This is a genomic window from Nostoc sp. 'Peltigera membranacea cyanobiont' 232 (genome assembly GCF_002245985.1).
GTDB lineage: Bacteria > Cyanobacteriota > Cyanobacteriia > Cyanobacteriales > Nostocaceae > Nostoc.
In genome coordinates this window covers 41,714-66,550 of record NZ_NOLK01000023.1, presented here as the reverse complement: position 1 = coordinate 66,550, position 24,837 = coordinate 41,714, and the positions used below count along the sequence as shown (strand labels likewise).

General features: G+C 38.4%; 18 protein-coding genes. 11 read left to right on the top strand and 7 right to left on the bottom strand.

Annotated elements, in window-relative coordinates; all coding sequences use genetic code 11:
• Positions 1-41: 41 nt before the first annotated feature.
• From CDG79_RS10560 to CDG79_RS10525, 8 genes are all read left to right on the top strand, one after another.
• Entirely contained in the window at positions 42-299 is a 258-nt protein-coding gene (locus tag CDG79_RS10560; protein ID WP_094342092.1) for a DUF2281 domain-containing protein, read from the top strand.
• Positions 299-721, top strand: coding sequence for a type II toxin-antitoxin system VapC family toxin (locus CDG79_RS10555; protein WP_094342091.1), 423 nt, complete (start codon positions 299-301; stop codon positions 719-721). The genes CDG79_RS10560 and CDG79_RS10555 overlap by 1 nt, the downstream gene beginning before the upstream one ends.
• Before the next feature lie 11 nt (positions 722-732).
• A complete protein-coding gene (locus CDG79_RS10550; protein WP_189524951.1) occupies positions 733-2,001 on the top strand; it encodes a restriction endonuclease subunit S in 1,269 nt (422 codons plus the stop codon).
• Positions 1,998-4,238 (top strand): HsdR family type I site-specific deoxyribonuclease, encoded by a 2,241-nt coding sequence (locus tag CDG79_RS10545; protein WP_094342089.1) that lies wholly within the window; start codon positions 1,998-2,000, stop codon positions 4,236-4,238. Before CDG79_RS10550 ends, CDG79_RS10545 begins: the two co-directional genes overlap by 4 nt.
• The gene (locus tag CDG79_RS10540; protein WP_094342088.1) at positions 4,235-4,582 is read left to right on the top strand and encodes a M48 metallopeptidase family protein; all 348 of its coding nucleotides are present in this window, start codon (positions 4,235-4,237) and stop codon (positions 4,580-4,582) included. Before CDG79_RS10545 ends, CDG79_RS10540 begins: the two co-directional genes overlap by 4 nt.
• A 134-nt stretch (positions 4,583-4,716) precedes the next feature.
• Positions 4,717-5,484: a TIGR04255 family protein gene (locus tag CDG79_RS10535; RefSeq protein ID WP_094342087.1), complete on the top strand. Its 768-nt coding sequence runs from the start codon at positions 4,717-4,719 to the stop codon at positions 5,482-5,484.
• Complete coding sequence (locus CDG79_RS10530) at positions 5,481-6,020, top strand: hypothetical protein (protein WP_094342086.1); 540 nt, start codon at positions 5,481-5,483, stop codon at positions 6,018-6,020. Before CDG79_RS10535 ends, CDG79_RS10530 begins: the two co-directional genes overlap by 4 nt.
• 156 nt (positions 6,021-6,176) lie before the next feature.
• The gene (locus CDG79_RS10525) at positions 6,177-6,698 is read left to right on the top strand and encodes a hypothetical protein (RefSeq protein WP_094342085.1); all 522 of its coding nucleotides are present in this window, start codon (positions 6,177-6,179) and stop codon (positions 6,696-6,698) included.
• An 80-nt stretch (positions 6,699-6,778) separates the two neighbouring features.
• On the opposite strand, the gene CDG79_RS10520 is transcribed toward CDG79_RS10525, so the two are convergent.
• Entirely contained in the window at positions 6,779-7,210 is a 432-nt protein-coding gene (locus tag CDG79_RS10520) for a TniB family NTP-binding protein (protein ID WP_223278092.1), read from the bottom strand.
• 205 nt (positions 7,211-7,415) lie between these two features.
• On the opposite strand from CDG79_RS10520, the gene CDG79_RS10515 reads away from it, so the two are divergent.
• Entirely contained in the window at positions 7,416-9,020 is a 1,605-nt protein-coding gene (locus tag CDG79_RS10515) for an NAD(P)H-quinone oxidoreductase subunit N (RefSeq protein ID WP_094342084.1), read from the top strand.
• 276 nt (positions 9,021-9,296) lie between these two features.
• Here the strand turns inward: CDG79_RS10515 and CDG79_RS10510 are convergent, their stop codons facing one another.
• From CDG79_RS10510 to CDG79_RS10490, 5 genes are all read right to left on the bottom strand, one after another.
• A complete protein-coding gene (locus CDG79_RS10510; RefSeq protein WP_094342083.1) occupies positions 9,297-10,664 on the bottom strand; it encodes an ATP-binding protein in 1,368 nt (455 codons plus the stop codon).
• 84 nt (positions 10,665-10,748) lie between these two features.
• A complete protein-coding gene (locus CDG79_RS10505; protein ID WP_094342082.1) occupies positions 10,749-11,291 on the bottom strand; it encodes a methanogen output domain 1-containing protein in 543 nt (180 codons plus the stop codon).
• 345 nt (positions 11,292-11,636) lie between these two features.
• On the bottom strand, positions 11,637-12,686 hold the full coding sequence (locus tag CDG79_RS10500; RefSeq protein WP_094342081.1) for a sensor histidine kinase: 1,050 nt from the start codon (positions 12,684-12,686) through the stop codon (positions 11,637-11,639).
• 6 nt (positions 12,687-12,692) lie between these two features.
• Positions 12,693-13,844, bottom strand: coding sequence for an FIST signal transduction protein (locus CDG79_RS10495; RefSeq protein WP_094342080.1), 1,152 nt, complete (start codon positions 13,842-13,844; stop codon positions 12,693-12,695).
• 165 nt (positions 13,845-14,009) lie between these two features.
• Entirely contained in the window at positions 14,010-15,344 is a 1,335-nt protein-coding gene (locus CDG79_RS10490) for a hybrid sensor histidine kinase/response regulator (RefSeq protein WP_094342079.1), read from the bottom strand.
• 647 nt (positions 15,345-15,991) lie between these two features.
• Between CDG79_RS10490 and CDG79_RS10485 the strand changes: the two genes are divergently transcribed.
• Together CDG79_RS10485 and CDG79_RS10480 are read left to right on the top strand one after the other, a co-directional pair.
• Positions 15,992-17,008: a terpene synthase family protein gene (locus CDG79_RS10485; protein WP_094342078.1), complete on the top strand. Its 1,017-nt coding sequence runs from the start codon at positions 15,992-15,994 to the stop codon at positions 17,006-17,008.
• A gap of 148 nt (positions 17,009-17,156) precedes the next feature.
• The gene (locus CDG79_RS10480; RefSeq protein ID WP_094342077.1) at positions 17,157-18,560 is read left to right on the top strand and encodes a cytochrome P450; all 1,404 of its coding nucleotides are present in this window, start codon (positions 17,157-17,159) and stop codon (positions 18,558-18,560) included.
• A 215-nt stretch (positions 18,561-18,775) separates the two neighbouring features.
• On the opposite strand, the gene CDG79_RS10475 is transcribed toward CDG79_RS10480, so the two are convergent.
• The gene (locus CDG79_RS10475) at positions 18,776-24,457 is read right to left on the bottom strand and encodes a trifunctional serine/threonine-protein kinase/ATP-binding protein/sensor histidine kinase (protein ID WP_094342076.1); all 5,682 of its coding nucleotides are present in this window, start codon (positions 24,455-24,457) and stop codon (positions 18,776-18,778) included.
• Positions 24,458-24,837: the final 380 nt, after the last annotated feature.

Sequence of the window (24,837 nt, the reverse complement as noted above, 5' to 3'; positions counted from 1 at the left end):
CAGCTACAAATATCTTAATTATTTTCATCTAGGATAAAGCTATGACTCAAGCAATTGATAAGGAACAAATAGTGATTGATGAATTTAAAAAGTTATCTCCTGAGAAGCAGGAGGAGGTAATTGATTTTATTCAGTTTTTGCAGTTTAAGGAGATGCAAAAGCAGGAGACAGTTGAGGATAAGGAGAAGGAAAAACAAGTTTCATTTTTAGAAGCTGCTAAGGAGTTTATTGGATGTGTTGATGGAGGCCCCGGAGATTTGGCGACTAATAAAAAGTATCTAGAAGGGTATGGTAAATAGTGAAGCAAAATATCATTATTGATACTGGCCCTCTAGTTGCTTTAATTAATAATCGGGAACAATATCATAGTTGGGCTACTCAAGAAGTTGCTAATTTAGCTTACCCTTTCTTTACTTGTGAAGCAGTAATTAGTGAAGCGTGTTTTATATTGCGCGATTTTTATGGCGGAGAGGATGCGGTTATGTCTTTACTAAATACTGGCTTAATTCAAATCTCTTTTCGTCTCAGTGATGAAATAGGAACGGTTAGAGAGTTGATGAAGCGGTATCAGAATGTGCCGATGTCTTTAGCTGATGCGTGTTTGGTAAGAATGAGTGAATTGATTAGTGGTAGTACTGTGTTAACTCTAGATAGTGATTTTCGGGTTTATCGGAAGAATAAGAATGAAATGATGGATTTGATTATTGCTGATGGAATATGAGAGGGGTAGGGATGGGTGAGTTAGAATTACCGCCTCATTGGAAAGTTGTTAAATTAGGAGAATTATGCAAGATTGTTCGAGGTGCTTCACCAAGACCGAAAAGCGATCCAAGATATTATGGTGGAACTATTCCTAGATTGATGATAGCTGATGTAACTAGAGATGGTTCTTATACAACACCAAAAATTGATTTTTTGACTGAGGAAGGAGCAAAATTAAGTCGTCCTATGAAAAAGGGAGACTTAATTTTAAGTATTAGTGGAACAGTTGGATTACCTTGCTTTTTAGCTGTAGATGCTTGTATCCATGACGGATTTATAGGATTAAACAATATCAGCGAAATATTAAATAAGGAATATTTGTATTTTCAATTATTATTTTGGAGAGAGAAGTTCAATATTATTGCTCCGATGGGAAGCATTTTCAAAAATTTAACTACAGATATTGTTAAACAATTCCCTATTTATCTCCCCCCACTCTCTGAACAAAAAACGATCGCACACACTCTGCGAACCATCCAGAAAGCCAAAGAAACCCGTCAGCGAGAGTTAGAACTGGAACGGGAACGCAAAGCTGCACTGATGCAGTATCTCTTTACTCATGGCACTCGTAATGAACAGCGCAAGCAGACGAATATAGGCAAGATTCCTGAGACTTGGGAAGTTGTAACGGTGGATAAAGTTTGTGAATTTCTTCAGTACGGTACATCAAAACTGTGTGATTCGGATACCAGTGGTATTCCTGTTTTAAGAATTCCAAATGTGATTGGTGGCAAGATAAATATATTTGATTTAAAGTTTACAAAGCCAGAAAAAAAAGAATTTGAAAAGCTATCTTTAGAAGCTGGTGATTTACTTTTTGTAAGGACGAATGGAAGAAAAGAATATATAGGTAGATGTGCTGTTTTTTGTGGAAAACCTCCTCACGCTATGTTTGCATCTTATCTAATACGAGTAAGACTTAAGGTAAATATTTTGTTACCTGAATTTTTCCAATTTTACACCATGACTCATAGAGGGAAGAGTTATTTAAGTGGTAGAGCATCTAACGCAGCTGACGGAAAATTTAATATCAATACGCAGACTATTAAAGCTGTCTTAGTGCCTATTCCCTCTATTGATGAGCAACACGAAATTATTGGAACTTTACAGGCGTGCGATCGCAAAATTCAAGCCCTAGAAAAAGAACTCACCCTTATCGACGAACTCTTTCACGCCATGCTAGAACAACTGATGACAGGTAAAATTTCCACCCAACCCCTAACCGAAATTTACGTATGAGCGAAACCTCCGCCGTGCAAAGACCGATGCTGAAATATGCCTATCAAATTGGCTGGGAATACCTAACTTCAAAAGAGGCATTACAACGGCGAGAAGGAAAGGGAGAGGAAAAGCTTAAAGAACGCTACTTTGCAGATGTTCTTCGCAGTCAACTAATTAAACTAAATCCTGGCGTTGTCACCTCTAACAACATAGATGAAGTTCTTCGCCGCCTGCGAAATATTGACAACACCATCGAAGGCAACCGCGAAGCTTTAAACTGGTTGCAAGGCAAACAATCTATTTTTGTCGCCCAAGAAAACCGCGACAGAAATATTACCCTCATCGACTTTAATAACCCAGAAAATAACATCTTCCAAGTCACAGATGAATGGTCGCAAAAAGGCGTAAAATTTCCCAACCGTGCTGATATTATTTTTTTAATTAACGGTATCCCCATCGCCATTGCTGAAACCAAAGGAGAAAAGAAAACTGATGGTTTAGCACTAGGCATTGACCAAATTCGCCGCTACCACAACCAAACCCCCGAATTGCTTGCCTTTCCCCAAGTTTTTGAAGTCACAGAACTCTGGAATTTCTGGTATGGCTTAACCTGGAATACCAACCGCAAAAACTTATTTGAATGGAAACTGACCTCTCCCCTAACCCCTCCCCTTGTAGGGGAGGGGAACAACAATATTACTCCCGCTTTTACTCCCCCTTCCCTCGTAGGGAAGGGGGCTGGGGGGTTAGGTTCCATTATCCAAGAAGGTGACTACGAAGAGAAAATCAAAACCTTCTTCGACTATCAACGCTTTTTAGACATTCTCAGATATTACATTGTTTTCCTCGAACGCGATGACGGCTTAACCAAAGTTGTTCTCCGGCAACATCAAACCCGTGCAGTCAAAAAAGTCCTGCAACGCATCCAAGACCCGAATAAAAAACGGGGGCTGGTTTGGCATACCCAAGGCAGTGGTAAAACCCTCACCATGATTACAATTGCCGCCCAACTCCGCAATATTAGCGGCGATAATACCGTAATCGTGATTGTTGACCGCAACGAACTGGAAAATCAACTAGACAAAAACCTCAAAGCATACAGCATCAAAAGCTATGAAGTCGCAACTAGTAAAGCAGACTTAGAAAAACTCATCCAAGATGATTATCGCGGGTTAATCGTCGCCATGATTCACAAATTCGACAAGATGAAGGTAGAAAATAAGCGTTCTACGATTACTGTCTTAGTCGATGAGGCACACCGTAGCACAGGTGGTAATTTTGGCATATATTTAATGGCTGCCCTCCCCAACGCTACATTTATTGGTTTCACAGGTACACCTGTCAGTAAAGCAGCTAAAGGACAAAGTACCTTTCAAACCTTCGGCGAACCTACTGACCCAAAATACAGCCTAGATTCCTATTCAACCGCCGACTCAGTACGAGATGGCACAACCCTGAAGCTAAATTATGCCCTTGCTAAATCAGAGTTTCGCGTTCCCCAAGAAATTTTAGAAAAAGAATTTCTCCAACTCAAAGCCGCAGAAGATATTAACGACATTGAGGAACTTGATGACCCTGACTTGCGTCCCTTCATGGAAAATTATCAAGCGATCGCCAGGCTTTACGGAACAATCCGCGCTGCTTACAATACCAGCCCCTACATTGATATTGAACTCACCGCCAAAACCAAAGAACTGGTACGCCGCAACGTCACAATCGGCGAGTTAGAAATGCCAGGGACAATCCACGAACTCAATGCCCAACAATTAGAACAATTCCGCCAAAATAGCACGACGGATACAGTAAAAGTTCTAAACTTGAGTAAGGCATTGTTGAAAACAGTAAACGAGCAAAGTCAGCGATCGCCATTTTTGATTTCCATTGGCGAACGTGCAGAAACTGTCCGCGCCAGCTTTGAAAACCGCCAAATAGAGGCTCACGTTGCTTTAGCTAAACTAGATGAAATTGCCAATGAATGCATAGAAGCAGAGTCAGAACGGCAACGGCTCAAGGTTGATGAAAACACCTTTGCCATTTACACTGTCATCAAGCAAGCAGTTGATTGCCTTGATATCAACCAAGCCGAAACCATCAACGCCATTTATAGCAACTTCCCTGATTATTGGTGGGATGCGCGTCAGGAAATTGATTTAAGAACCGAACTTTACGCTACTATTTATCCTATTACAAGCTCAGTTGAGCAAACCATTGAAGTCACCAACAACCTGCTGAAACTCGAACGAGTCGAATCATGAACACGACTCCTTTACCAGAAAAACTCGAAGCCGCAACGCAATGGAAAGACGCACAAGCACTTAAGAACGCTGTGCAAGAATGGAGCGATCGCATTAAAGTCCAAGTCAAACAAATTCAACTCCGTCCGATGAAGCGCAAATGGGCATCCATTTCTACCACAGGACGCCTAACCCTTAACACTGAATTGCTAGATTTACCAAAAGAATTGGGTGAGTTTGTGATTGTTCACGAACTTGTGCATCTCCTCGTTCCCAACCACGGTAAGCTTTTTAAGTGTTTTATGTCTGCTTATCTCCCTGACTGGCAAGAGAAGGAGAAGCGATTGCAGGGCTTTGTGGGATAATGCGGGAAACTGCCTTTAAAGGTCTTATATCGTTATGGTTTTGATACGGACAAGAACCTTAAAGTCTTGTAGACTAAGATTATAGATACTAAATTTTAGTTATAAGCCAAAACTAGTTTCTAAATAAATGAAAAATGAGATTTCTTAACCCACCCATCACCGAAGCCATTATTGATATAACAGTCAATCTTCATGATAATTTTAATCATGAAGAACTTTTGAAATTTCATGAAAATATTAAAGATTCTTTTCCAAATATTCAAAAGAAAATAGCGCTTCAAGGTGGTTTTGAATTTAACTTAGAGAGTTCGGATGAAATCAACTCTCAATTGTTTTCAGCATCTAATAAGACTGAAGGATATATTTTTATTTCTCATGACCAAAAAAGAATTATTCAAGCTAGACTAAATGGCTTTACATTCAGTAGGTTAAAGCCCTATGAAAGTTGGGAAAGCTTTTATGGAGAGGCATATCAGTTATGGCAAAAGTATGCTCAAATTACATCTCCGACAGAAGTAGTCCGTCTTGCTCTACGGTATGTAAACCAAATTATGATACCTGCAACAGGAACTATAGAGCTAAAAAATTACGTAAAAACATTACCAGAAATATCGAGTAATTTATCGGTAATAATGGAAGGCTATTTTATGCAAATAATTGTAGTCCATCCAGAATATCAACCCTCAAGAGCAATTATTAATCAAACAATCGGTCAAGTAACCGAAAATGATAAGGGTGAGAAAGCGGTTCCTTTAATATTTGATATAGATGTTTTCCAACAAGTAAATCTTCACCATAATGATGATGAAATAAAGAAAATTTTTGAATTAAATTTGCGATGCTTCAGAGACGAAATATTTTTTAAGAGCATTACTGATAAAACAGAGGAGCTTTTTAAATGAGTACGTTACTTGCTACAAATAATGGTCAGTTTTTGAGTCCGACTTCTAGCAGTGGTAGTAGTAATGAACACTACAAAATAATTCAAGCAAGCCAACAAGCTCAAAGACATTGGCTAGAAGTCAAAGTATGGAAATATAATACATCGTTGTATTTATTTTCTGATTTAGATATTGCTGAGTTTGAGAACAGAATAGAAGATATTCGAGATGAACTCTTGGAAGGTCATCTTGCACTTTCCAAACGAGACGTAAATATTCTTAAGCAACGGGTTGGAAATTTAAGTGTTTTCCAACTTCTAGCTGTGGCAAGGCTTCTGAGTCCTCTTTTAGAAAATGAAGTCTATTCTCAGGATGCAGCTTCTATAATCAGTGTGTTTCTACAGCATCCCGCAGACGAAGTGAGATATGCTGCTTTAGAAGCAATTAGTTATGCTCTAGGTGAAGTTCCTATTGCTGAAGAAATACTTGCAGAAGCCAAGAATTTGCTTAAAAATGAAGAAAGTACATTTGTACGTGAATTTTTGGAGTCACTATAGCAATCCTATTTGAGGTAGCAATCTTATTTGAGATCCGAACAGGGTGTACACTGATGCAGTGCGTGAAAAACCAAATTCTTGGTGATTAATAAAGAACTTCAGGTTAGTATAAATGTATCATTAGGTTTTATGTAATTTAGGATTGCTATATAAGGTGTGAGTGAATTACGTTACTACAGAAGTGTGAAAAGCCTTGCAACGTGGAAAGCGGGTAAGCAGCAAAAGGCAATTCCATCTCCAGAACACGCGAATCAATACCTAAGAGATATTAAGGAGGGAAAAGGTTTTCCTTCCTTATGGCTACCTTCATGTTCTGAAGACTTAGAGAAAATTTCTTTAGGAATCCTGTTGAGAAAAGGACATCTTGATGCCATAAAATTACTTGGCTTTAATGAATGCTGCTTTAGTAATGTGGGAATTGAGGTGAGTAAAGTAGAAGATACTAATTTCCCTATACCTACAGTAGGCCACTTGCATTATGAATTGTGTACCACAGATGACCTTGAGTTAACAGCAGCAATAGAATTATTTCTTAAATGTAATGGTGACTTTGCAGATTTTGTTAAGTCAGATCCTAATAAAAACAATATGCGGAAAGTAGCTGCAAAGTATATGAATGAAGTCAGCAAGCAATATCAGCACAAAGTTCAAGAGTGGGCTAAAGAATACTTACAATGAGAGTTTAGCCATAATAGTGGAGTAAATGTTTTAAGGTGTCGCGTATTTAATTCGCACTTTATTAACCGTTAGGAAAATCGTCAATTCCTTTTTTGAGCTTCCAATTCCCCATCTCCCCATAACTCCAAGAGTGCAACTTGTAAGCACAACAGCTTATAACCTCCAGTTGCTTCCCCTAACGTCTTTAACATCGTCTTACTCGAAAGGTTGGAAGCAACTGGCAATCTCAGTATTTGCTTCTCCCAAATATCCACCGTTCGCTTAAAATCTTCCCCTGACATCTTTCCAAAACCGTGACAAGACCGAAAACGGTTGTAAACCTGTTCATCCCGCTTAATCACTGCATCTAAGCGATCAGTTCCTACCAAAATCACTGCTATTTCCAACCTGTCAAAAATATCACGCACTTCGGCAAAAGTTTTCGGCTTAAAGCGGTCAGCTTCATCAATAATCAACATCTCTACCCCAAAACCTTTGAGACCAAAAGATTTTAGATGACTTTTTAGAAAAATTCTGGATATATTACCGAAAATTATTAGCTTACCGAGACTCCCCTAGTCCAGATAAAGCCTAAGAGCTTCTAGCGTCGCCTCTCGATCGAATTTTCCTAATGTTAAATATTAAGCTCTTGTTCAAAGAGGTAGTCCGGGAATTAGAAAACTTGCTAGAGTGAACAGAGTTAGCCTTAATGTCTAATCGTCAAAACCTATACATCTCATGGATTTTGCTAATATTGCATCCCAGTTGAACGCTGGAACGATTTTACCAGAGGGGATTGTTATTCTCACCCTCTTGGGGGTTTTGATTGTTGATTTGATTTTGGGGCGTACATCCGCACCCTGGATTGGATATCTAGCGATCGCAGGTTTACTTGCTTCGATTGTCGCCCTATATTTTCAATGGGACAATCCTAATCCCATCTCTTTTACCGGTGGCTTTAATGGTGATGACCTAAGTATCGTCTTTCGCGGCATCATTGCCTTGTCTGCGGCTGTCACCATACTGATGTCAATTCGCTACGTCGAGCAGAGCGGCACCCCATTAGCAGAGTTCATCGCTATTTTGCTGAGTGCTACTCTTGGAGGGATGTTTTTATCCGGGGCTAGTGAGTTGGTGATGATTTTCATCTCCCTAGAAACCCTGAGTATTTCCTCTTACTTGCTAACAGGTTATACTAAGCGTGACCCACGCTCCAATGAAGCAGCGCTGAAATACTTGTTAATTGGAGCTTCCAGTACAGCAATATTCTTGTACGGTGTATCACTGCTGTATGGGCTATCTGGAGGACAAACTGAACTAAGCGCGATCGCAAATGGCATTGCCACAGCAAAAGTGGGACAATCTTTAGGTTTAGTGATTGCCTTGGTTTTTGCGATCGCAGGTATTGGCTTTAAAATCTCTGCCGCACCTTTCCACCAGTGGACACCAGATGTTTACGAAGGCGCTCCCACCCCAGTCATCGCCTTTTTATCTGTCGGTTCCAAAGCAGCTGGGTTTGCCCTAGCCATCCGCTTACTGACAACAGCCTTCCCCCTTGTTGCTGACGAGTGGAGGTTTGTTTTCACGGCTCTAGCCGTTCTGAGCATGATTTTGGGTAACGTAGTCGCCCTAGCTCAAACCAGCATGAAACGAATGCTAGCTTATTCATCCATTGCCCAAGCTGGGTTTGTGATGATTGGCTTGATTGCTGGGACACAAGCAGGGTATGCCAGTATGATATTTTACCTACTGGTTTACTTGTTCATGAACCTGTGCGGCTTTACCTGCATCATCCTGTTCTCACTGCGGACAGGAACCGACCAGATTGCCGAATACTCTGGTTTATATCAAAAAGACCCACTCCTAACACTGGCGTTGAGTATTGCCCTGCTTTCCTTGGGTGGTATTCCACCATTGGCTGGGTTTTTCGGCAAGATTTACCTATTCTGGGCTGGTTGGCAAGCAGGACTTTATTGGTTAGTCTTGCTGGGCTTAGTTACCAGCGTCGTCTCCATCTACTACTATATTCGCGTAGTTAAGATGATGGTAGTCAAAGAACCCCATGAAATGTCCGACGCGGTGAAGAATTATCCACAAGTGCGTTGGGATTTGCCTGGGCTAAGACCCTTGCAAGTCGGGTTGGTGGTAACATTAATTGCTACTTCCATAGCAGGAATTTTGTCGAATCCACTGTTTACATTGGCGAACAATTCCATCTCCCATACCCCATTTTTGCAAGCAACAATCAACAGTAATGTCAAAGCACAAAATCTACTGCTTTTGCCAAAGTTAGATTCGGTTAGTCAGTCTCAACCCTCAGTTGATTCTACCGCTAAGATTTAACCGAGTCTCAGTACAACTTTGTTATCAAAGACACGCCTGTTTGCTAATTAGCAGACAGGTGTTTGTCATACAGCAGTTTTTTGCCTGAAGTACAAAGCTACCGCTTTGGAGACAGGAGATAGAAATTATTTATATCTGATTTTTAGTCTTACGTTTTGTAACTCAGTTAATCACAAGCCATTATATTTTTTTAATCCTCTTACTGGATGAAGATGTGCCTATAGAACTCTACCCAAATAAAGCGCAACCTGATATAAGATTGCCATAACTTAAACTTTATGAGGCTGAGTTAATAGGTATCTTGATAACAAATTCTGCGCCTTTCCCTGGAACAGAAAAACAGCTAAGTTGTCCGCCATGTTTTTCAACTATAATCTGATAGCTTACAGATAGCCCTAGTCCCGTGCCTTTACCTACAGGTTTAGTAGTGAAAAATGGATCGAATACCTTTGAGTGAACTTGTTCATCTATTCCCAAACCATTATCAGCAATACTAATCGCTATCCATTTTTCATCGATTACCTGAGTTTTGATTTTAATTTTGGGATGATTATTTATCTGCTTTTGATTGTCAGTTATTTGTGAATTGGCTGCCAACGCCTCCAGTGCATCAATAGCATTAGCAAGAATATTCAGAAATACTTGGTTAAGTTGACCAGGATAGCAAATTACATTGGGTAGTTGACTATATTTTTTGATGACTTGAATTTCTGGATACTCATGCCTAGCTTGCAGTCGATGCTCCAAAATCATTAAAGCACTATCAATTCCTTCGTGAATATTAACTTGCTTAAGTTCGGCTTCATCGAGTCTGGAAAAGTTACGTAGTGATTTAACAATTTCCTGAATTCGCTCTGTTCCCACTGTCATTGACTGGAAGAGTTTAGCTATATCTTGAATCAGAAACTCTAAGTCTATTTCTTCTAGCTCCTGTTGGATTTCGGGAGTATTTGGACAAACTTGTTGATAAATTTCCACCAATTTCAGTAAATCATGAGTGTATTTCTGGGCGTGGTGAAGGTTCCCATGAATAAAACTCACGGGGTTATTAATTTCATGAGCAATACCAGCGATCATCTGTCCTAAACTAGACATTTTCTCGGCTTGGATAAGCTGAGTTTGGGTAAGTTGTAGTTCCTTTAGTGTTTCTTGTAAAGCATTTGTACGCTCCTCAACCCGAATTTCTAGCTCTTGATTAGCTTCCTTGAGTGCTTCCTCTGCTTCTTTACGTCTTTGCACTTCTTTTGCTAACTCATCAATTTTCTGGTTTAGAAGAAGAAAATTATTGCTGGCTAAAGTTCTATTTTCTAAGCGTAAGAGAATTAAAGCTGAAGATTCAGGAGACCAAGGTTGAATAACGGCTCCTTGGCTACGACATATTAACATTTGTCCATCATTATTTCGTAAAGTCAAAGAGCCAATAACCATTGCTCTACTACTTGAACAGGCTTGCAGGTACTTGACAACATCCTCAGTAGACTGAGTTACAAGTTCAAAGAGCATTCTTCCTGGTAGTTCTTGACGGCGTAACCCCAGGATCTCTGCTACTGGTTGATTGGTAGCTAACAACTGACCGTCTCCACTCACCAGGAGTAAAGGTTCTGGTAAAACTCTGGCAAATTCAAGAAATTGTTCAGGAGTCATAAGGCTTCCAATTTCATGGTTCGATTCTAATTTACATATCTGCACTCAAGCTTGTATATTGGGGTTGTTTTAGCGATGAAGAGTTTACACAGATTCTAGTCCTCTAAAGTATTCTCTACCTTCTGCATCTTCTGCCTCTTCTGTAAATTTTAAGTAAACAATAACTCTACATCCAGAAGCACCCTGTGCTATGGTCTCTTGCAATTCTACTTTCGCATATCCCAGATTATTAGCTGCGATCGTCCCAAAAACGTTTGAAGTCATCATACACATGGCAGGGCGATCTAGCACTTTTTCCCCAAAAGGGCAGACGCGGTTGCCAAAGACAATTTTTTCATCATCCTGCTCAATAATATAAAAATCGCCTTGAATTCGTCTTTTTAAATCAATCAAGACATCAGCGACCTGCTTACGGGAAAGTTTAGAGACTTCCAGGGCGGATTTGTAATCTTGGTTGATCTGCCTAGCCATCCTTTCACCAACTACGCTAATAAATCCAGCAGCTTCTTCTAAGCCAACTACATCCTGCAAAGTACCAGATAATTCTCTGATTAATGTACGTAAAAATATATCGCGTTCTAAAGAAAGATTAAGCGTAGCTATCGAATGATTAAGTGCATTAGTCATGAATTTTGAGGACACAATTTTGGAACTACAGTTATAGAGTTCCCCAAAAGGTCTATAAAATAACTGCTGGATATCTTTCTTTAGAGTATTTGGTGCTTGCTTTTGTTTCTAATGAATTGTGATGAAGATCACAAATTCGGAATCTTGTCGTTGCGATAGTTCCCGATTTTGCAAAGTCTCTTCTAGGTTACATCCCATTCTCACCATGAAAATAAATCAGCTTGCTTACAATCAGGAGAAAAATTTTCTGTTTTTCATAAATTAATTTTGTTTCTTTTAAAGCATAATAAATTATCATTTATGAACTGTAAAATCTTGATTTAAACTCAAATTAAATTTACTATTTTAAGAGATGGGAATGCTAATGATAAATTCAGAACCTTTTCCTAGCACAGATTCTACTTCTAGAGTTCCTCTATGTTTTTGGACAATTATTTGATAGGCAATTGATAATCCTAATCCTGTTCCTTTTCCCACAGGTTTAGTTGTGAATAAATGGTCAAACATTTTTTGCTGAATATCAGCCGATATTCCTACACCATTATCTTTAATTCTAATCAATGCATAATTTGTATCTTGAGTTTGGACAGTAGCAGTATGAATTGTAATTTTATTGGGATTTTTCTCAATTTCATCAAAACTCAATCCAGAAATAGATTCTTCTAAAGCATCAATAGCATTTGCCAACAGATTCATAAATACCTGATTAAGTTGTCCTGGAAAGCATGGTAAAGGAGGAAGCTTACCGTAATTTTTAATTACTTGAATAGCTGGACGAATCTTATTATCTTTCAATCGGTGTTTGAGAATTAAGAGAGTGTTATCAATACCTTCATGAAGGTTAAATATGATTTTTTGTTCTGTATCTGCTCTAGAGAAAGTTCGCAAGCTTTTGCTAATATTATAAATGCGATCGGTGCCTTCCTTCATTGATGAAATAAGCTTAGGTAAATCCTCACGTATATACTCTAGATCCATCAATTTGATTGTTTCTTGAATTTGTTGAGATGTTTGAGGATAGGTTTTCTGATAGAGATCGATCAGATTTAACAAATTTTGAATATACTCTTGAGCCGGAGTCAGATTACCTGCTATAAAACCAACTGGGTTGTTAATTTCATGAGCTACATCGGCAACAATACTTCCTAAACTAGACATTTTATTCTGCATTATCTGAAGATTAAAAAGCATCATTTCTAGTTCGTGACTTCTTTCTTGTAAATTGTTTTGATATTCCTTTAATTCAGCAATTACTTTCCTGAGCAAATATTCTTTTTTTTCATTTATCTCTTCTAGTTTTACCCGATCCGCCTCAGAACGTTCTAATTGCTTTTGGATAATTCTATTCGCTTTTTTTAGTTCATTAATTTCTTTTTGGTAATCCACAATTTCCATCAGCTTTTACCGAGTTCCCAAAATTAAAGTTACAAAAGTTTCATTGTGAAATTGTGTCTGACTATTTCGATCTATAGGAGCGATTTCTCCATAAGAATAAAATCCACAACCAGGTAAATGGTAAGTCAGACAGAGTTTTGTATTCTGATATTCTTCTTTTGCTCTCGTACCAAGTATTTGCCGACGAGCTACACATGAAAAAAATAAAGCAGCACTTGGTTCTATACCTGGATAATTATCTAAGGCATTCATAAATGATGCTTTGGAAGCTGCCAAAATATCTTCATAACCTGCTTCTGCAATTTGAATAACAGCTCGATCGGGAATATCTGCAAAAAATGTGATGCTACCAGATTCCTGATTGTAAGCAATAGGCGCTCTTATATAAAAATTTTCTCTATTCCGATCAAATACTGCTAGAGGATATTCCATTGAAGGAGGAACTAACCCTAGATAATGATGATAAAAATCTAAAGCTGGCTTACCATCTATTTCATAGAGTATGTTCTTATCTACTTTAGTCACTTGGCTTATTTGACCGATGGGATGCCAACCACTTGCAACACCATGAGAAAACAATATTGTGCCCGAAAAAAGCAGAATTGGTACAGAATCACTTAATACTTCTGTTTGAAAGAATTGATATGTATTTTGATATCTGGACTGATCGCCTGCTAAACCACCGAATATTGGCACATGCTGGTCAAGAGCTAACTTTAAACCATTCAATATAGATACACCGCTAATTGTAAGACTCTCTGGATGAGTTAAACATAGCTTGGGAGTTGCAGTACTTTTTGCTTTGGCTTGCTCTACAGCTTGTTTAGTTACAGCAATTGGATCGCCTGAAACTTTGCGTCCGACTCCTGCATAAATTTCAACTTCGTCTGAGCAAAACAACATCAAGGTGATTGAGTCTTGCTGAAACTCTAAAACTGAAGAAATTTCTCCATCTGTTGTTCCACCAATCAACTCAATCCCCGGAAAAACCTGATGAATTTGCTGCAAAATAAGAGAATGTTCAAAGTCAATTGCAGAAAAAAGAATCCCAGCTTTTGGTATATCTGCTCCAAGGGAACTGATACATTGTTGAAGAACTTCTTCAACTGCTGATAGAGAATCGGGATCGTTACTGTGACCTACTACTGTTTTAAACATAAATTTATCTATATAGAGTACTAATGATTTTTCTAGAAGTTTGTAGTTCCAAAATTGCCAGAAATATTTTAATTATGTATTGGTTTTTGATGGAAATACTAGGATACCTTACTACTAATTTAAAGCAAGCTATGGACGAAAATGATTTCTAATAGTCTCAAAACACTATTTAGTAAATGATGCAATAGGAAGTTTAATAATAAACTCTGAACCTTTTCCTAGTGCTGAATTTACCTCCACAGTTCCTTCATGTTTTTCAACAACAATTTGACGAGCAATTGATAATCCTAATCCTGTACCTTGACCCACAGGCTTGGTGGTGAATAAATATTCAAAGATTTTTTGCTGGACATCAGCCGACATTCCCACCCCATTATCTTTAATTCTAATTAAAATATGATTATTGTTTTCAGTGAGAGTGGTCTGAATCAGAATTTGATTAGGATTTGCTTCAATTTCAATATAAGTCCGTCCTATATTAGACTCCTCTAAAGCATCAATAGCATTGGCTAATAAATTCATAAATACCTGATTTAGTTGTCCAATAAAGCATTCTAAATCTGGCAAATTATCGTAATCTCTAATGATTTGAATTTCGGGTCGATCCTCAGATGCTTTTAAGCGGTGTTTAAGAATCATGATTGTACTATCAATGCCATCATGAATGTTGCAATAAACTTTGCGATCGCTATCTGCGCGAGAAAAGGTTCTCAGACTGGTACTAATATTACGAATGCGCTGAACACCCTCTTTCATTGAGGAAATTAAGTTAGGTAGATCGGAAAGCATATACTTCAAATCTATCGCTGCAATTTCCTCTTGAATTTCTGGAACTGGATTAGGATAGTGCTGCTGATAGAGATCGATGAGGTTAATCATGTCTTGGAAATATACTGAAGCGTGTCCGAGATTGCCATGAATAAAACCAACTGGATTATTAATTTCATGAGCAACTCCTGCTACTAATTGACCAAGGGCAGACATTTTTTCAGTCTGTACAAGCTGAAGTTGAGACTCTTGTAGGTCTTTTAATACCCTAGACAACGCTGCCGTCCTTTCTGCAACTCGTTTCTCTAAAGTTTTTGTGAGATTTCGTAATTGCAAATGGGTTTTAATTCTAGCTAATAATTCTTCTTCATGAAAGGGTTTAGTGATGTAATCAACTGCTCCTATATTTAGACCCTTTACTTTACTATCAGTATCAGAATTTGCTGTCATAAAAATTACTGGAATATCACAAGTAGCTAAGTTTTCTTTCAGCCTTTGACAAGTTTCAAATCCATCTAATCCTGGCATCATTACATCTAATAAAATTAAGTCAGGCAGTCTATTTTCAGCCTGCTTTATTGCCCTAATTCCATCATTTTCTGTAGCAACTTTAAAGCCAACATTCGTTAATATGTTAAAGACAATTTCTAAATTTGTAGTAGTATCATCCACTACTAAAATCAAACTATCTTCTGGTAGATTAAGTATTTGTAAAGATGGCTTGTAATTCATATATTTAAATTAAGTTAATTCCTTGTTTATTGTTGACTATTGCCCTGCGATCGCAGCTAAGTCACCTCTACTTTTTTTCGCAGACGGACTGACAATTTTATTCTCTGACAATCCTATAGTTCCCAAAAAGTCTGATAACAGCAACATTCTCACACCAAATTGCTCTATACGACCATAGGAGCGCTCGCTACATCATCGACATCAATCCCAAATCTGCACTTTCACTAGAGTTGAAGATCCTCTTGAATGAAGGCGATCGCTCTAAGATTAGTTGTTATTACCCTTGTCTTTCGATAAAAATTGTGCTAGTTAGAACAATATTATTGATGCCATAAGTGAACTTATTCAGTTAGTCAACAGTATGTATTATGTTCTTAATAAAACTATATCTATTTTTAAAAAAAATTTATAATTCAGGATAATCTCGGTTATTTTTAGCTAAAAAATATTGAACAATAAGCAGTAATCTTTGAAATATTCATATTAAGTTTACGTATCAGTTATAGAGATGTAAATTATATTTACACATTATAGAAAACGTGTAGTTATAGTGAATTTTTCAAAAATCTCCGTTAGAGACACTTAAAAAATATATCGCTTTTGTTCTCTTGTAATTCATGTTCTTTACTGCAAACTAATATATTTCTATGAAGGAACTACTTTCCTCTGATTTATACTGCCCATTTTCATCCCATATCAATAAGCATGTTGATATTTTAGAAGAGTCTGCTTTGGAATGGGTAACTCGCTTTAACTTACTAGCAAATGAATCAGTCTATCGACGCTTTACTAAGTCAAATTTTTTTAAGTTAGTAGCAGGTGCTTATCCTTACTGCGATCTGGAAAAAATCAAGATCGCTAGTGATTTGTTCAGTTGGCTGTTTATTTGGGATGATCAATGTGATATGTCAGATTTAGGCCAACAACCTGAAGTACTCAAGCTTTTTCACAAGAGATTTATTGAAATATTAAATGGAACGGAACTTGAAAGCAACGATATACACCTTAGCTATGCTTTAAGTGACCTCCGACAACGGATGCTCCAAATAGGGAGCATAAAATGGTTCCATCACTTTGTTTGTAGCTTTGAGGAATACTTCGCCGGATGTGTACAGGAAGCAAGTAACCGCGCACAGGAAATTATACCGGATATTGATACTTATATCAGAATCCGGAACTTAAGTTCAGCAGGGGATCTTACCGTAGTACTGATTGAATTTTGCGATCAATTGCTGATTCCTGATATTTTACGACAGCACGACATCTTCAAAAAACTTAAGGAGAAGATAATTAATATTCTTGCCTGGTGTAATGATATCTTCTCGTATGCTAGAGAAATGGCAAGTGGTGATGTTCACAATTTAGTATTGGTATTGCACTATCAACAGCAAATACCTTTAGAACTAGCGATTAAGCGTGCAATCGAAATCCACGATCGAGAGGTACAAGAACTGATTAAATTAGAAGCATCTCTACCCTCTTTTGGAGAAGAATTAGATGCGGAACTTGCAAAATATATATCAGGAATGTATGCCTGGATACGTGGCAATCTAGATTGGTACTTTAATTCCGATCGCTATCAAACTATAGAAAGGCTAGAGTTGGTAGAAACTTTGGAGCTAGATAAATCTCAAACTAATCCGAAAGTTTTACTACCATCCTGACAAAAATTATCCGATTTAAGCAAAGATTTACCACGATGCTCTCAACGGCTTTTTTAAAAAAGTTAGTTGGAAATAGATTCAATTTTCTGCTTCCAAGTTAATCGATATTACTCCAGAATTAACGAAACAAAATTAACGCAATTTCAGCATGAAAAATAAAACGCAACTACCTAATCCCCTAAAAGCTCCCTCTTTTATCCAGAAAATCCAGTGGGTTGCAGACCCTGTTAGTTTCATGGTAAATGCAGCCCAACAATATCCTGACATTTTTACTGCTGAGGTAATTGGTTTTGGGGAAACTGTGGTTTTCGTGAACCATCCTCAAGCAATCAAGGAAATTTTGACTAATGATAGGAAGAAGTTTCCATTCGTTGGTAGAGGAAACAAAATATTTGAACCCTTAGCTGGGGAATATTCACTCCTTATGCTGAACGGTGAACACCATAAACGGCGGCGACAACTCACAATGCCTTCCTTTCATGGCGATAGAATGCGAGCCTACGGTGCTTTGATTTCTAATCTCACCGAACAAGTCTTTAGTCAGCTACCACTCAATCAGCCCTTTTTAGCTCGTAGTGCAATGCAGGAGATTTCTCTGCAAATCATTTTACAAGCTATCTTTGGCTTGCATAAGGGGGCACGTTACGACAAAATCAAGCACTTAGTGGCGTTGCTTTTGGATCTCTTTAGCTCACCCTTTACTTCTAGCTTCCTCTTTTTTCCCTTCCTGCAACAAGATTTAGGAGCTTGGAGTCCTTGGGGATGGTTTCTGCGTCAACGGCAACAAATTTATGAATTGCTTTACGCTGAAATTGCCCAACGCCGGGAGGAACCCAATCCAAATCGCATTGATATCTTATCCTTGCTGATGTTAGCGCGGGATGAAGCAGGTAATCCGATGACAGATGAAGAGTTGCGCGATGATTTGATGACACTGATGGTAGCAGGACATGAGACAGTCGCAACAGCAATGGCTTGGGGATTGTATTGGATTCATGATTTACCGAAAGTCCGAGAGAAATTGCTTCAAGAACTTGATTCCCTCGGTGATTTTCCAGATCCCATAAGTATTTCCCAACTGCCTTATCTCACGGCTATTTGTAATGAAACTTTGCGAATTCACCCGATTGCGATGTTCGCGTTCCCCAGGCTAGGTCAAGAATCCTGTGAACTACTAGGACATCCTATACCTCCTGGAACGTTACTGGTTCCCTGTATTTACTTAGCTCATCAACGCGAGGATTTATATCCCCAACCTCAGCAATTTAAACCAGAACGCTTTTTAGAACAAGAATTTTCTGCCTATGAATTTTTACCCTTTGGTGGTGGAGTCCGTCGCTGTATGGGTGAAGCTTTGGCTGTGTTTGAAATGAAGTTAGTATTAGCAAAAGTCCTGTCAGGTTATCAACTCGATCTAGTTGGTAATCAGCCGGAGCGTCCTCAACGTCGAGGTTTTGCACTTGCGCCAGCTAATGGGGTCAAAATGGTAGCTACAGGACGACGTGTGCGTAAAGAGCCTCTAGAGAATATGACAAGCACATCCGTCTTTTAGTAATCTATCAGAGCTATTTTAATAAATACTAGAAATCTATTTTTTGGAACAAATTAGGTTTTTAGAATTGTTAGGTTGAGTAGAGTGGAGTAAAACCCAATCTACAAAAAATACATTTACGACTAGTTTTTTCGGTGGCGTGTAATTAAAAACCCAGGTTCTCACAAAAACTGGGTTTTTAGCACTCTTATATTTGGGCTTGACAGATTACTAATCTAGCCCTCTAACTGTTGCATCGGTATCTCAATAGTAAACTTAGTTCCCTCTCCTGGCGTAGAATCACAGTTCAAACTACCTTTGTGTTTGTCCACAATAATCTGATAGCTAATCGACAACCCTAACCCTGTACCACTTCCTACTGACTTGGTAGTGAAAAATGGGTCAAATATTTTATGCTGTACCGCTTTTGTCATACCACAACCGTTATCAGCAATCCGAATTATCGCTGTATTAGAATCTGTTAGTTCAGTAAAGATGTGAATTTGTCCTACCAAATGAGAATCTGCTGATGCGTCGATATCCTTGGTTATTTGTTCTTCGTGATTTACCAGTGATTGATGACCAATGATAAATGAATCTTCTAAAGCATCGATTGCATTACTCAGGATATTCATAAACACCTGATTCAATTGACCAGGGTAACACATAACTTCTGGTAAATTTCCATATTCTTTGATGACTTCAATTTCAGGAAAATTGCTCTTTTCTTTAAATCGGTGTTGCAAAATCATTAAGGTGCTGTCTATCCCCTGATGAATATCTACAGGCTTCATCTCAGATTCATCTAGACGAGAAAAGTTGCGTAAGCCCAAAACAATATTTCGGATACGCAAACTCCCAACTTTCATGGAATCTAAAATTTTTGGCAAGTCTGCTGCTAGAAAAGCTATGTCAATCTCCTCAGATTTCTGTTCAACTAAAGGCGAAGGGCGGGGATATTCTTGCTGATAAATAACTATCAAATCTAGCAAATCTTGAACATATTCGCTGGCATGATTAATATTGCCATGAATAAAGTTGATGGGGTTATTGATTTCATGGGCAATTCCCGCCACCATTTGTCCCAAAGAGGACATTTTTTCACTTTGAATCAATTGGATCTGGGTACGTTGTAATTCCTGGAGAGCCTGTTGTAAACTGTGATTTTTGTCATTGATTTCCTGCGTTCTTTTCTGGACTTTTTCCTCTAGGGTATGATTGTATTCCTCCAAGCTTTCTTTAGCTTGGGCCAAATTTTTGTAGAGGATAGCATTTTCTAGAGAGATTGCTGCTTGAGTGGTGAGGAGTTTGAGGACTTCTACGCGATCGCGTGTAAAGGCTCCTGTGGTCAGCTGATTTTCTAGGTAAAGAATCCCAATCAATTTACCTTGATTTAGAAGAGGTATAGACAATAAACTCTTAGGCTCTTCACTAAGAATATAGTTGTCACCTGCTAGAAAAGAAACAGCCATTGCATCATCAATAACTAAGATTTCTCTGGAGCGCTTAACATAGTTAATCAAAGTGATGGGAACATCGTAGCTTGACTCAAGGGAAGTGGATGGAAACTCAGTGTAGGTATGCTCAAAATTGGAACTTGAACAAATAGCCGTGACAGTTAATGCTAAGTTATTCCCTTCGCTCAAAACTAAAGCGCATTTCGAGGCTCCTGCATTCTCCATAACAACTTCCATCAAAGTAGAAAGTAGTCGCTCAAGCTCGATTTCCCCAGAGAGTGCTTGAGAAGCTTTAATGAATGCGGCTAAATCTAGAGAATCAGAAATACTTGTCTTCGATGAGCCAATAACAGTTTGGTAATTACTCAAAGTAGACAAAGATGATATAGATGTGTTGATTAAAGAAGTGCTTTCCTCCCTGGCAGGGATACTAAGTTTTTCTTGCTGGAATATAGGAGTGAGTAATTGGGGATAACGTTTTACCAAATCGTCAACTTTGGCTTTTGCTCCCCAGTTAACGTATCCATAGTAGGCATCAATTAAGTAGGTTTGGGCAATTTTTTGCTTGCCCCATCTTAGATAAAATTTAGCTGCTAGTTCCTGAGCTAAAGCTACTTCATTCTTGTAGTCATGTTCTTGAGCTAGGGAGATAGCACGATCGTATGCTTCCATCGCTTCAAGATATTTCTCTCCAACCCGATGTCTTTCTGCCTCCACCAAATAAAATTTATGCCAATTGTTCATTGGGGCGTGATATGCCCAATATTGCATCTTTTCCTGATTAGCTTGCACCTTATCGAGAATGCACTTTTGTTCTGAATCAGATGCGTCATTGTACACCGCCAGTTTAGCCAGAGAATCGTAAAAATAGAAAAAAGGAACAACCAGTTGTCCTGTACCACTATCTAAATACTTTTCTGCTAAAGTAGCATTTTCAGTTGCTTGAGGGAACTGCTGAAACAAGTAGCATAAATGTAATTTATGAAAATATAAATATAAAAGTCCGATTCCATCCTTGACTTCCAAGTGAAGTGGCAGCATTTTTTCCTCATCATAGGCTTCACCAATTAAACGACAAGGATCTTCTCCAACGCCTAGTAAATTTAAGACACTCTGTTGATAGATGCAATTCCAGTTAAACGCTCTTTCTTGCTTGATTTGATTCAGGACATTACTGTAATTTGCCATCTCGCGTTCCAGCCCTGTTAGTTCTCTACCTATGGAATAAGAACTGAAGCAATAAGACTGAATATCTAAGGCTGCAAATTCTAAACATCCTGTTTCCATCGCCAGAGAGTAAGCCTCTAGTAAATGCTGTAATGTTTCCTTCGGATGCTCCTTCCAATGCCGAATACCTGCATGAAATACCTCCATGACTTTTGCTTCAACTTCTTTGGCATTGTACTTAGCCACCAAACTTAAAGCCAGTTTGCCAAAATGATAGCCAGACTGAATATCTCCCTTTTCGCTACAGAGGATCGTTCCGTAAAGAACGTATGCAAAGGCGGACAAGGGAGCATTACCATATTTGAGTGATAAGTTGATTTGTTTAAGAACAATCAGTAGAAAAAGTTCAGGAGTGACTGCATAGGCGAAAAAAAGTGCATTGGATAGAATCTGCATAACTACCAATGTTTGTTCTGCCGCCATTTCTGGTAGGTCAATTAAATCTTCAATACACTTTCCATTTAAATTTGATGTTAATTCAGCTAGCGATCGCTGAATATCTGACCGGCTAGGATTTTCAGGTAACTCAACTTCTAATAACTTTAGAACACTTAGGGCAGTCCTGACAGATTCTAGTGCTTGATTCTGCGCTCCATAGGCTTTAATTTTGACTTCATAAACTTTTACTTTCTCCAGCAGTGTTTTTGCTCGTGCCAACACTACCTCTACTAATTGCTCCATTTGCCTAAAGTCGCCAGCTAGATACGCTGCCTCTGCTGCTGTCTCATACAAAGCTAGAATTAGCTTATATTTAGTCTCCCAGCCATCATCTGTCAGCAGTTGGATGCCGATAGTTAAATACTTCACAGCAGATGGATAAGCTGTTGATGCTAAAGCTTTACGTCCAGCAGTCAGATTCATCTGGGCTAGTTCATCTCGTTTAGCTTGAGGGGAGATGAATTCTACTGCGATATTAAACTGATTGACAAGCTCAAAAATCTTTTCTTCCTGTTCTGCAACCGGAATATTGTTCAATAACAGTAGCCCAATTTTTAAGTGAATTGGCTTTTTTTGTTCTTCAGGAATCAAAGAATAAGCGGCTTGCTGAACTCGATCGTGTACGAATTTATATTTAGGTAGCTGTAAATTAGAACTTGAAAATTGGGTAGATTCTATTCCATGAACAATAAATTCTTGATTAGTATTTTCTTTTGCAAAAATATTGTAATTCTCAGCCTGTGGTAAAACTAATCCATCAAGTAATGCTTGCCATAAGTCTGATGCTGTATCTACTACAGATTTTTCATTGACGAGCGCTAGACTTTTTAAGTCAAATTGATTACCAATACAGGCAGCTAGTTTCAGAACCTTTTGAGTATATATTGGCAATTTCTCTATTTGTAGGGCAATAAATTCTACTACATCATCTGTGAGAGCTAACTCTTTGACTTTGGAAATATCATACTGCCAATGACCAGCATCAAAGTTTAATAATATTAGCCCATCATCATGTAAAGACTTGAGGAATTGGACGGAAAAGAATGGGTTGCCTTTCGTTTTTGCAAACACCATCTGCGTGAGAGGAACTGCAACTACTTCAGGACAATGTAGAGTATCAGCAATGAGATGATTTAAATCACCCTGATTTAAGGGTGCTAGAGTGATTGTATTAATGGTTGCTCCCGATTTTTCAATCTCTTGTAATGTAAAATAAAGCGGATCTACCTTGAAAACTTCATTATCTCGATAAGAACCAATTAACAATAAACCTCCCTGATTCTCATGTGTCTGTTCTGCCTTTTCTGAAACAGAACACAACGGGTTTTCACATATTAATAACTGAATTAACTTTAAAGAGGCTGTATCTGCCCATTGTAAGTCATCAAGAAAGATAACTAGGGGATGTTCTTTAGTTGTGAAAATTTGAATAAATTTTTTAAACAATAAATTGAAGCGATTTTTGGCAGCACTGCCAGAGAGTTCTGTAACCGCAGGTTGCTTACCAATAATTTGTTCGAGTTCAGGAATTACATCGATAATTACCTGAGTCTGTGTACCCAATTCCAGCAGAATTTTGGCTTTCCATTGTTGAATTTGGGCATCAGTTTCTGAGAGTAGTTGCCCGATTAAGTCTCGAAAAGCTTGCACCAATCCTGATAAGGGAATGTCACGTTGAAACTGGTCAAATTTTCCTTTGATGAAGTAACTACGCTGCCGGACAATAGGTTTATGGACTTCATTGACCACAGCAGTTTTACCAATGCCAGAGAAACCCGCAACTAATATCATTTCTGTTGCCCCTTCTGTCACACGCTTAAAAGCAGCGAGTAGGGTTTCAACTTCAGCTTGGCGACCATAGAGTTTTTCAGGAATTACAAAACGGTCTGAGATATCCCTCACACCTAGTTTAAAAGGGGCAATATTTCCTGTATCTTGCCACTGGTTTTGGCACACCTCCAAGTCATGCTTTAACCCCAAAGCACTCTGATAGCGGTCTTCGGCATTTTTTGCCATCAGTTTACTAATAATCTCAGACAAAATTGCCGGAATCTTAGAGTTAATCCGGCTGGCTTTTAGCGATTGTTTGGCGATATGAGAGTAAACCAACTCCATCGGATCTTTAGTGGTGAAGGGTAACTGTCCGGTGAGGAGTTGAAAGAAGGTAACACCAAGGGAATAAAAATCAGTTCGATAGTCGATACCTCGGTTCATCCTTCCAGTTTGTTCTGGAGAAATGTAAGCCAAAGTCCCTTCTAAGATGTTGGGATTAGTGAGAAATTGAATTTCTCTTGGTAGGAGAGTAGCAATACTAAAATCGATGATTTTTATTTCATCTGTGGTAGGGTTTATTAGAATATTGGCAGGCTTGATATCTTTGTGAATGATGCGATCGCTATGCAATCCTTCAAGGGTAGAAGTAATTTTAATAGCAATGGGGAAAAACTCATTGAGGGAAAGAAAATTTTCCTCCTTCCCCTTGTTCTCTAGTCGCCAATCTTGTAGAGAAATGCCACCAAAATCTTCCATCAGTAGGACGTAGGTGTTACGGTAGCTTTCTAAGCTATAGGTTTTGACTATCCCAGGAAGATCGAGGTTTTTGGTAATGATATATTGATTGCGGAACTGGGCGATTTCCGCGAACGTAGGATATTCGTTCCGCATTAACTTGAGAATGACTAGTTTTTGGTCTTGTTCTCTAATGCCCCGATAAACTAGGGTTTTACTGCCGGAGTAAATTTGCTCGGTGATGCGATAGCCAGGAAACGCATATAATGTATCTAATACTACTAACATCGCAGACTATGCTCATAATTCTTGTTTCTATGGTTTAGTATTCCCGTGTGAAGGCTATCATCATCATGAAATAAGAATTTCATTTGTTTAGTTTGGATTAAGAAAAATAATTTTTACCTAAATATCTGCTCTTGAACTATGTAATTATGAACAGGATAATTTGGGTATAAAGACATAAGCTTACCAAGCACATTGTTACTAAATTTATCTGGTAAATATTTGCTCTTACTGCTTTCTTTCTGCGGGCCAGCTATCAAGTTGTGATGTAGATTTTGGAGATTGTAAATTAAACAACAAAAAAGCCTGCCGTTCTTCTTAGGTTAAGAGCAAACTGCGGCAGGTTTAGTGGGTTTAAGACTGCTTTGTTAGAGTGTAAACAT

Coding starts and splice junctions, on each gene's coding strand:
- CDG79_RS10530 (WP_094342086.1), top strand. CDS start 5,481: ATGAGTACGTTACTTGCTACAAATAATGGTCAGTTTTTGAGTCCGACT.
- CDG79_RS10500 (WP_094342081.1), bottom strand. CDS start 12,686: ATGGAAATTGTGGATTACCAAAAAGAAATTAATGAACTAAAAAAAGCG.
- CDG79_RS10480 (WP_094342077.1), top strand. CDS start 17,157: ATGAAAAATAAAACGCAACTACCTAATCCCCTAAAAGCTCCCTCTTTT.
- CDG79_RS10560 (WP_094342092.1), top strand. CDS start 42: ATGACTCAAGCAATTGATAAGGAACAAATAGTGATTGATGAATTTAAA.
- CDG79_RS10545 (WP_094342089.1), top strand. CDS start 1,998: ATGAGCGAAACCTCCGCCGTGCAAAGACCGATGCTGAAATATGCCTAT.
- CDG79_RS10490 (WP_094342079.1), bottom strand. CDS start 15,344: ATGAATTACAAGCCATCTTTACAAATACTTAATCTACCAGAAGATAGT.
- CDG79_RS10505 (WP_094342082.1), bottom strand. CDS start 11,291: ATGACTAATGCACTTAATCATTCGATAGCTACGCTTAATCTTTCTTTA.
- CDG79_RS10550 (WP_189524951.1), top strand. CDS start 733: ATGGGTGAGTTAGAATTACCGCCTCATTGGAAAGTTGTTAAATTAGGA.
- CDG79_RS10475 (WP_094342076.1), bottom strand. CDS start 24,457: ATGTTAGTAGTATTAGATACATTATATGCGTTTCCTGGCTATCGCATC.
- CDG79_RS10540 (WP_094342088.1), top strand. CDS start 4,235: ATGAACACGACTCCTTTACCAGAAAAACTCGAAGCCGCAACGCAATGG.
- CDG79_RS10485 (WP_094342078.1), top strand. CDS start 15,992: ATGAAGGAACTACTTTCCTCTGATTTATACTGCCCATTTTCATCCCAT.
- CDG79_RS10515 (WP_094342084.1), top strand. CDS start 7,416: ATGGATTTTGCTAATATTGCATCCCAGTTGAACGCTGGAACGATTTTA.
- CDG79_RS10535 (WP_094342087.1), top strand. CDS start 4,717: ATGAGATTTCTTAACCCACCCATCACCGAAGCCATTATTGATATAACA.
- CDG79_RS10510 (WP_094342083.1), bottom strand. CDS start 10,664: ATGACTCCTGAACAATTTCTTGAATTTGCCAGAGTTTTACCAGAACCT.
- CDG79_RS10495 (WP_094342080.1), bottom strand. CDS start 13,844: ATGTTTAAAACAGTAGTAGGTCACAGTAACGATCCCGATTCTCTATCA.